The 9,386-nt window shown below is 40.5% G+C and carries 8 protein-coding genes; 4 read left to right on the forward strand and 4 right to left on the reverse strand.

The genetic code is table 11. From position 1 onward, the window contains the following. The 4 genes from B3182_RS05185 to B3182_RS05200 form a co-directional block, all read left to right on the forward strand. The coding region (locus B3182_RS05185) for a pyridoxamine 5'-phosphate oxidase family protein (RefSeq protein WP_292751843.1) at positions 1–363 on the forward strand (363 nt) is incomplete at its 5' end. A gap of 345 nt (positions 364–708) precedes the next feature. After that, positions 709–1,857, forward strand: coding sequence for an efflux RND transporter periplasmic adaptor subunit (locus tag B3182_RS05190; protein ID WP_292751846.1), 1,149 nt, complete (start codon positions 709–711; stop codon positions 1,855–1,857). 2 nt (positions 1,858–1,859) lie between these two features. After that, a complete protein-coding gene (locus B3182_RS05195; protein ID WP_292356944.1) occupies positions 1,860–5,000 on the forward strand; it encodes an efflux RND transporter permease subunit in 3,141 nt (1,046 codons plus the stop codon). Positions 5,001–5,453: 453 nt separating this feature from the next. After that, positions 5,454–6,104: an LON peptidase substrate-binding domain-containing protein gene (locus B3182_RS05200; protein ID WP_292356942.1), complete on the forward strand. Its 651-nt coding sequence runs from the start codon at positions 5,454–5,456 to the stop codon at positions 6,102–6,104. A 167-nt stretch (positions 6,105–6,271) separates the two neighbouring features. Here the strand turns inward: B3182_RS05200 and B3182_RS05205 are convergent, their stop codons facing one another. From B3182_RS05205 to B3182_RS05220, 4 genes are all read right to left on the reverse strand, one after another. Then, positions 6,272–6,802, reverse strand: coding sequence for an REP-associated tyrosine transposase (locus B3182_RS05205; protein WP_292356940.1), 531 nt, complete (start codon positions 6,800–6,802; stop codon positions 6,272–6,274). Between the two features lie 117 nt (positions 6,803–6,919). Beyond that, on the reverse strand, positions 6,920–7,327 hold the full coding sequence (locus B3182_RS05210) for a hypothetical protein (RefSeq protein WP_292356938.1): 408 nt from the start codon (positions 7,325–7,327) through the stop codon (positions 6,920–6,922). Positions 7,328–7,673: 346 nt separating this feature from the next. Beyond that, positions 7,674–8,966: a DUF3644 domain-containing protein gene (locus tag B3182_RS05215; RefSeq protein WP_292356937.1), complete on the reverse strand. Its 1,293-nt coding sequence runs from the start codon at positions 8,964–8,966 to the stop codon at positions 7,674–7,676. A 64-nt stretch (positions 8,967–9,030) separates the two neighbouring features. Then, positions 9,031–9,386, reverse strand: a 356-nt coding sequence (locus B3182_RS05220; RefSeq protein ID WP_292751848.1) for a ribonucleotide-diphosphate reductase subunit beta, incomplete at its 5' end; no start/stop codon positions are given.

Raw genomic sequence — 9,386 nt, forward strand, 5'->3', positions numbered from 1 at the left:
TATGATGGCACTCTTTGGTTCTATACTCGTCGCAGTGCTGAGAAGGTTAGCGAAACGGATCGTGACCATGATGTCTGCCTGACCTTTTCTGATCAGGACAAAGGTGTATATGTCTCACTGTCGGGCAGTGCTCGGGTGTCAGATGATCAAACACTGATCGACAAATACTGGAATCCATTTATTGCTGCTTGGTTCCCTGAAGGTAAAGACGACCCAGATGTCGCCTTACTGGAAGTTAAAATTGAAATGGGCGAACACTGGATGGCAAAAGAGAATAAAGCCTTCCAGCTTTATGAGTTTGCTAAAGCCAATATCAAACATACCACGCCGAATATTGGCGAAAACGAAAAGTTTGGTGGTTAACAACAATCTGATAGGACTAAAGGGGGCCTGCTGTTTGGCATATCCTTTCAATAAGGATTGGCCCTCTTTTAAGTTCAAGGGATGAGTTTTTTACGCTGACTACTGACAGTCATATTCATTTCCATCCATGTGATTTAAAAGCATTTACTGTTTCTGAGTTAAATCAACATTAATGGAGTACTTGATTAGAAATGCTTGCTGAATATCTTTGCTATGAACGTTAGATTTTTGTCTGTTCTTGCCATTTTTGCACTTATTATCTCATTGTCGGCATGTGATGATAACCAGGACAATAATCAACAGAACGCATCACAACAGGGCGGAATGAGTCAACAGGCTATTGACGTGGGCTTTGTCGAAATTAAGCCAGTACGGATACAACACACGAATCAGCTTCCTGGTCGTGTAGTGTCTTATCAGGTCGCTGAAATCAGGCCACAAGTCAGTGGCATCATTCAGTCGCGATTATTCAAAGAGGGATCATATGTAGAAGAGGGACAGCAGCTTTATCAGATTGATGCCGCTCGCTATGAAGCTGATTACCAAATGGCCAAGGCTAATCTGCAAGATGCTAAAGCGCGAAGAGAAAATGCCCAAAACCTGGTAAATCGATATGAAACGCTGATCACTTCAAATGCAGTCAGCCAGCAAGAGTATGACAATGCACTGGCCAGCCTTGCTCAAGCTCAGGCTGCTGTAAGCCAAGCAGAAGCTGAAGTTAGAAGTGCAAAAATCAATTTAGACTACACGCGCGTATACGCACCAATAAGCGGTTATATAAGTCCGTCCAGCATTACAAAAGGTGCGCTCGTTACCTCTCAGCAAAGCGTTCCACTGGCGACTGTACGTCAGCTTGACCCTGTTTACGTGGATTTGTCACAGTCTGCATCAGAGGTACGGGATTTACAGGAGCGTTTATCTGCTGCACGGCTGAATAAAGAATCTCAATCTGAATATGAAGTTTATCTTTATCTGAATAATGCAACACAAAAATACCCACACAAGGGCACTTTAGACTCAACGGATGTTTCTGTTGATATACAGACTGCTTCAATACGATTGCGGTCTGTGTTTGATAATCCAGACACTATCCTGTTGCCGGGTATGTTTGTCTGGGCCTCCATAGAAGAGATTGGCCGTACAAAACAGATCGTGGTTCCTCAAAAAAGCGTTGTAATAGATGCTGAGGGTAGGAAAAGTGTTTGGGTTATTGATACTGAGAATAAAGCTGCCAAAACTCCTGTAACCACAGGGGCGGCCTATGGAAATAATTGGATTGTTCTTAATGGGCTAGAAAGCGGGGATCGTTTGATTGTAGAGGGGACGATGATGTTACGTGAGGGAGTCTTGGTAAAACCTGAACCAATCGATGTTGGATATGAGGACATGAATCTCGAAGTTGCACCGAATTCTCTTAAAGATGAAGCGCCACCCCCGATGGCCCCAAACATCAAGGTAGGGCAGCGACAGCAGAATAAAGTTGAGAACCGCTAGAAATGTTCTCACGCTTTTTTATAGGCCGCCCAATTTTTACCTGGGTTATCGCGCTTTTCATCATAGGGTTTGGTTTATTTTCGCTGTTTCAGTTGCCGATTGAACAATACCCCAACATTGCGCCGCCTAAAGTATCTATTACTGCCACATATCCCGGGGCTTCGGCTGAAACACTTGAGAATACCGTTACGCAGATTATCGAACAAAACCTGACTGGAATCGACAATCTTCGTTATATACAAGCGCAAAGCTCTTCCTCTGGCAGTGCCACCATTACGCTAACCTTTGAGCCTGGAACTGACCCGGATATCGCTCAGGTACAAACCCAAAACAAAGTCTCTAAAGCGTTATCGTCCTTGCCTACGATTGTTCAGCAGTTAGGTGTTCCTGTTGAAAAAGGTGGTAATAGTGAAGCGCTGATCATCGGCTTTTATTCCAAAGAAGGGGCAATGAGTCGGAATGATATATCCGATTTTTTGGCATCAAATATTGAAGAACCTTTGAGCCGCGTTGACGGCGTTGGTCAAATTCAGAGCTTTGGTTCTGAACATGCCATGCGGATCTGGCTCGATCCGCGAAGTATGAATAATTTCAATATTACCGCGCTGGATATTATTGATGCCATACAAGATCAAAATGTTCAGCTTGCCACAGGCGAAATAGGCGGCGCACCACAAGCAAAAGGGCAGCAGATTAATGCCACCATTACGTCGCAATCTCTGCTCTCTTCTCCAGAACAGTTTGAAGCCATTTTATTAACCGTTCTCGAGGATGGCTCAAGAGTCACATTAGGAGATGTGGCCCGAATTGAAATCGGGGCCGAGAATTATAATATTATCGGACGTTGGAACCGGCAACCAGCATCCGGTATCGCTGTCCAGCTTGCTCCCGGCGCTAATGCACTGGTGACGATTCAAAGCATCAAGGACCGTATAAAAGACTTCGATAATATTATTCCTGCCGATCTTGAAGTGATTTATCCCATTGATGTCTCAACTTTTATTGAAACATCGATCGTTAATGTGGTGAAAACGCTTTTCATGGCCATCGGTTTGGTTATTCTTGTTATCTTCATATTTCTACAAAATTTTCGTGCGACATTTATTCCAGCAATTGCTATTCCCATCGTTCTGCTTGGAACCTTCGGGGCTATCTTCATACTCGGTTATTCGATCAATGTTCTGACGCTTTTTGCACTGGTTCTTGCAATCGGTATGCTGGTCGATGATGCAATTGTGGTAACAGAAAATGTAGAAAGTAAATTAGAAAAAGATCCTGAACGTGACCCAAAGGAAGCCACAAAATCGGCTATGAAGGAGCTTTCCGGAGCCCTTATCGGCACTACGGCGGTTATCTGGGCTGTTTTTTTACCCATGAGTTTTTTTGAGGGCTCGGTGGGTGTGATATACCGCCAGTTTTCGGTGACTATCTCAGTCGCTATGGCAATATCGCTTTTTATAGCATTGACCTTGTCACCCTCTCTTTGCGGGGTGATTTTAAAATCCAGAAAAGCAAAAAAAGATAAAGGCGTTTTTGCATCATTCAATCATGGCTTTGAAGCTTTACGTCGAGGTCACAAAAACATGTTGGACGTATTGCTTGAGAATCGATTTGTCTTACCAGCATTGTTTTTAGTACTTATTATTATCGCCGTCTTAACTTTCCTTCGTATCCCGACATCCTTTCTCCCCGATGAAGATCAGGGCCGAATGTTTACACTGTTAAACGGGCCGCCCAGTTCTTCACTTGAACAAACAGTCGAAAAAGTTAAGGCTATAGAAGATTTCTACCTTGAAGAGGCTGGGGACGCCGTAGACGGTCTTTTTGCCGCTGCAGGTTTTAGCTTTTCAGGACAAGCACAAAATGTAGGTATCGCCTTTATCAAAATGAAAAGTTGGGAAGAGCGGGGTGAAGAAAATAGTGTTTTTAATATAAAAAACCGTGCAGCACAGTCTTTATCTAAAGTCCGTGATGCGATGATTTTTCCTCTGGTGCCGCCACCGGTCAGTGCGCTTGGTAATTCCGGTGGCTTTGAGTTTCAACTTGTTGATCGCGCGGGACTAGGCCATCAAGCGCTTGTTAATGCAACCAATCAGTTTTTAGGCATGGCCAATCAAAGTCCATTTTTGACGCAGGTTCGTTTTAACGGATTATCCGACAGTCCCCAATATGATCTAACGATTGATAACATCAAGTCACGTGCTCTTGGTGTTCCTATAAGCACTGTCAATCAGACGTTGAGCACCGCACTCGGTGGGACTTACGTGAATGATTTTTTAGAAAACGGGCGTATAAAACGCGTTTATGTGCAAGGTGACATACCTTTCCGAATGTTGCCTGAAGATATTGATGACTGGTACGTACGAAATAAAAATGGCGATATGGTACAGCTTGTAGAAGTTGCCACAGGTGAATGGACTTATGGATCACCTAAATTGACACGCTTTAATGGTGCAGCCTCAAGAGAAATACAAGGGTCCACTTCTCAAGGAGTGAGTTCGGGTAAAGCATTGCAGGAGGTTTTAAAAATAGCTGAAAAACTTCCTGATGGGCTGGAGGTGGCATGGACAGGTCTGTCCTATGAAGAAAAGGAGGCAGGCACCAATACACTTTTACTTTATCTGGTATCCGCTTTGGCCGTTTTTTTCATCCTGGCGGCGCTTTATGAAAGTTGGGCTATACCGGTTGCTATTATCCTAACCGTGCCTCTGGGTATTTTAGGTGCCGTACTGGCAACATGGAGCACTGGACAGGCTAATGATGTTTATTTTCAAGTTGGACTGTTAATTACTATCGGGCTTGCTGCTAAAAACGCCATATTGATTGTTGAGTTTGCGAAAAACAACTTTGAAGAGGGTCAAACGGCTTTCGATGCGGCTTATCAAGCAGCACAACAGCGGTTTAGGCCCATTTTGATGACGTCTCTTACTTTTATACTAGGTGTGTTGCCATTGGCTTTTGCTTCCGGCCCCGGTTCAGGAGCTCAGAATGCGATCTCTATCGGTGTTCTCGGCGGTATCATGACGACCACTTTCTTTGTGGTGTTCTTTGGGCCATATTTTTTCCTTTGGGTTTACCGTCTTTTTAAAAAGGACGTCGTCAAACAACACCAGACATCAAATCAAAGTGAGAGAAAAGCATGAAACGGGTTTCAATCCTAATGTTCGCGATGTGTTAGAAAGATCAAACAGTAAATCTCCATGATATGAAGAAATGTAGGTTGGGTTGAATTTATGAAGCTCAACAAGGGATTTGTAATTTTAGTTTATGATGGGATTTTTTGTCATATTTGAAATGTTTGGCTTCGTGCCTCAGCCCAAACTACCTTGCTAGCGAAGATTTTCAGCAACAGGTATTCGTCTGACATTCTGGACACCCGACGAATCTGAGGACTGGGTACTGGCCCATATAAGCCAATGAATAATTAGTCATCAGGTAGCCTGAGAGACAACAGATTGGAATCGATTAGGTTTGGGTGTTTTTAGCTAGATGTAATTTAGCAACTTGCGACCAAAAGCGGGTTTAATGGAAACACTGTTGCAAGGACGTTTGCTACTATGTCACCTTTAAGACTATAGGCAGGAACTGTTGACCCTATGATAGAAGTAGCGCTTTTCCCGATACCAGAATCAGTTAATTTTCCTGGCGTGCCCGTTCCATTGCATGTGTTTGAGCCACGTTATAGAAAAATGGTGAGATATTGTATCGAGAACGATGTGATGATGGGCGTTTGTCATATCCAAGGTATCGTTCGTAACATGACACAGATGCAGACAAGAGATGAAGCGCTTAACAGTAATCAATCTACCTATAAGCCTTGTGACGTTTTTTCTGCTGGCAAAGTAGAGCTTCAAGAGGAACTAGATGATGGCCGTATGGCTGTCATTGTTCATCTTGAAAAACGACTAGAGCTAAAACAAGTGCGACAGCAATTGCCTTTTTATATATGGGCTTGTGAGCCGTTTGAAGATGAACCGATTGAAGATGGCGACTTGATCAAATTAAGGCAAAGTCATGAAAAGCTGATGCAGCGTTTATTGGTTCTTGGCCATGGTAATGACGAATTTCAAAAAATGCTGGCGAGTGATAAATGGCAAAACCTATCAGCTGTTGAATTTAGCTTTATGGTAAACGGCTTATTCGACATGCCAGCAAAAATAAAACAAGAAATACTTGAAATGAGACAGCCACAACAGCGTCTAGATGCTTTATTAAAATTGTTAAATGCTATCGAGCAGAATTTTTAGTCTCAATATTAAAATTGATAGTCCTAGTAGGGGATAACTATCGTTATGAATAAATATTGAGCTTTTGCGTTAATTAATTAGCTCTGGCAGCCATAAGCTGTCAGGGCTTTTTTAATGCTTAATTGTTCTTATAAAAGTGAATAACGCTAGCAGTCTCACCTGACCAATTAACGTTCCCCCATATCCACATCATTTATCGTTTTACCAACTCCCCAATCACTCGAACCCATGTTCCTCTCAATAAATTTATGGATGCTGGAATAAGGCCAATCAAACGCTTTATCGACATAACCATGTTTCACAGGATTGTAATGAATGTAATCAACATGGCGAGCATAATCCAAATCATCACGGATTAAATGCTCCCAATATCGGCGTTGCCATATACCACGTTCAGATTTTTGTTTTCGTGAATTATTGATTCGTTCGGTAGAGGGTAGGCCGCGAGAAAAATGCGATTTAATCAATCGCCAGCGTGTGGCGAAGTCAAAATCATTTTCAGGTAAAGTCCAGATAGTATGAAGATGATCAGGCAATACCACGATCGCATCAATATCAAAAGGATGGGCGAGTTTAACTTTGCGAAATGCGGTTTTTAACAGATCGATATGATCAGTCAACAGTGATTTATCTCGTTCCAGCAGATTCACCGTAAAGAAATATGTACCACCAGCAACAAAAGCCCGTCGATATTGCATCAATCACCATCCATGTGATTATAAAAATAAATGTAGGTTGGGTAGAGCTTGCGAAACCCAACGATTCGGCAATGTTATGTCATTTATAAAATGTTGGGTTTCATTCTTCAACCCGGGTTACGGATTATCTTCCTTTTCTAGTATATTTACCTCTAAAGCTAATTTTTTTCTCTGAAGCTCCAAAATTTCATCATGCATTGGTTGAATTTTTTTATACCATTTATGAAATCCATACAGAGAACCATAAAAACCAATAGCAAATAAAACAGCAAATAACCATTTTAAAATATCTCTATTCTCTACTGCGATTTCTATCTTTTTTTCAAGAATTTTTTGTTTTTCATCACTGAAATCAGCCTTGGCAGCTTGGAGTTCATATATCGCATTAGCGTTTTGCCAAATAATCTCATTTGTCTGGTGGCCATTTAAAACCAATAATGTCATAGAAATTGCCATTAAAGCCAAACCAAAAGTCGCTGAAAATTTGTAGATATTATCCGTTGGGATGGGAAGTTTTGATTCCATTTTAAGTCCATTTTATAAATAGTTATTTCGAATAATGTGTGTATAGTTTTAGTAGGGTAGGTTGGGTAGAGCTTGCGAAACCCAACGAATCCAAAATGTTATTTCATTTATAAAATGTTGGGTTTCATGCTTCAACCCAACCTACGGGCTGATAATACAGCGAGTATCTCTTTCACATCTATGTGTATTCCTGTTTTAAATTACGCGTTTCATAATATAAATTAAAAAGATTTATTAAATATAAAAATTGTAGGTTGGGTAGAGCTTGTGAAACCCAACAAATTCAGAATGTTATTTCATTTATAAAACGTTGGCTTTCATTCTTCAACCCAACCTACGGGCTTAATTAATTTCTTTGAGTATATTTTTCTTTAGCATTTCCCAAATACTCATCATTCTGAGTGATTTTTTCAACAACTTTGTTGACAGCAGCATCTGAATAGAGATGTGCGTTAAGCTTCTCAACATAGTGATGATATTCATTATTGGAAGTTTTCCATTTTTCTTTATGTATTACAGACTGAAAACAATGTCTGTTGAATACAGGAACTTCATCCTTGAACTTGACTAGACACTTACATAATTTTTCTTTTGTGAATTTTTCGTTCAGCTTATTTTGTATTTTTTTGATTGCATCTTTTTCAAGATAAGGGTGTGTTTTGTCTGCACCTACAGATTTGTGAATCACTAAAGCTCTTTTCAAACCTTCAGCACCACTATCTGCTTTAGTAAGGATTATCTGTGAGCCATCATTATTTTTTCTTGTGAATGAAAGTTCAACATTTAAGGGGATAGCGAAATCCATATCATCTGTATCATCAATCGACTGACTCATTTTTTCTGCTAATGCTAAAATTTCGTCTGCAGCTTTGCCGTATGTTGACTTCATTATTGATAACGGTGGGGTTTTGAAATCGGCTACTAATGAGATCATTCCACCTTGTGATGAATTTATGAATTGTACTTCTGTAAATTCCTCAAATTTTGATGAATAATTTAATATTCCCGATTGAAATATTCTTGAAGCAACTCCCTGAAGTTCAGGCATTAAAAGATGAACAGCTTGATCTCTTAAGTCAGTTACCGCCTCAATATTAAGTTTTACTTTATTGTCTACACTAAATACTTTTGGTAAGCATTCTCGTAATGAGATAGTTTTCTTTATCCCATCTTTATCGGTCTTTTTATATATAGCTTGCTCTCCGTCTTTCTCAATTATTATCGCCTTTAGTAACTGCTCCCATGCACAACAAAATAGCATGCTGAAACTATCTAGTTTATTAATTAAGGAGGGACGATTATAGAGTTCAATTGCTAGTAACATATTGTCACTGCTTTTTTTAAGAAGAGCTTTAGCCAGCAGAGATCGACAGTTATGACCAAGGCCACGTCGATTTTTAGACTGAGATAATTTTTTCTGAAATTCCACTAAGGATATGTTTAATGTATTTGTTGCAACATACTCCGTCTTTGAAACTGGACTTATAAAATCAGATAACTGACCTTTTGAATCGTATGAGGTAAAAGTTGATTTTTTCCAAGTTGTAGCTTCAAGAATATCTTTAAGAGTAAATTTAGATGAGTTTTTTTCATGTAAATTAAGAAAATTGAAAAAGAGTTCTTGTTGATTTTTAGCCATAAAATAACTCAATAACAAAAAAAGCCAGAATAATTACATATTCTGGCTTTTTAATTTCACACTTTTAATCCCATTTCAAACCGCCACCGGTTTGATATTCGGTGACCTTGGTTTCGAAGAAGTTTTTCTCCTTCCTCATATTGGCTTGTTCATCAAGCCAGGGGAGGGTGGCTTCGGCACCGGGGAAGGGTTCTTCGAAGCCTAATTGTTTGGCACGGCGGTTCGCGGTGTAGCGGAATTGGCCGTGGTGGGCTTCTTTTGAGTAACCCAGGATTGGGTCACGCAGGATATAACCACCATAGGTTGCTTCGGCTGCATCAGCTTCTTCAAACATCTGCTGGATTTTCTTAGGATCCAGTTTGACGTTTTCTTCTTTGATGATTTGTTTACAAACACGAATACCGAAGGAGGCGTGCCTGC

It is taken from the genome of Methylophaga sp. UBA4204, assembly GCF_002379485.1.
Taxonomy (GTDB): domain Bacteria; phylum Pseudomonadota; class Gammaproteobacteria; order Nitrosococcales; family Methylophagaceae; genus Methylophaga.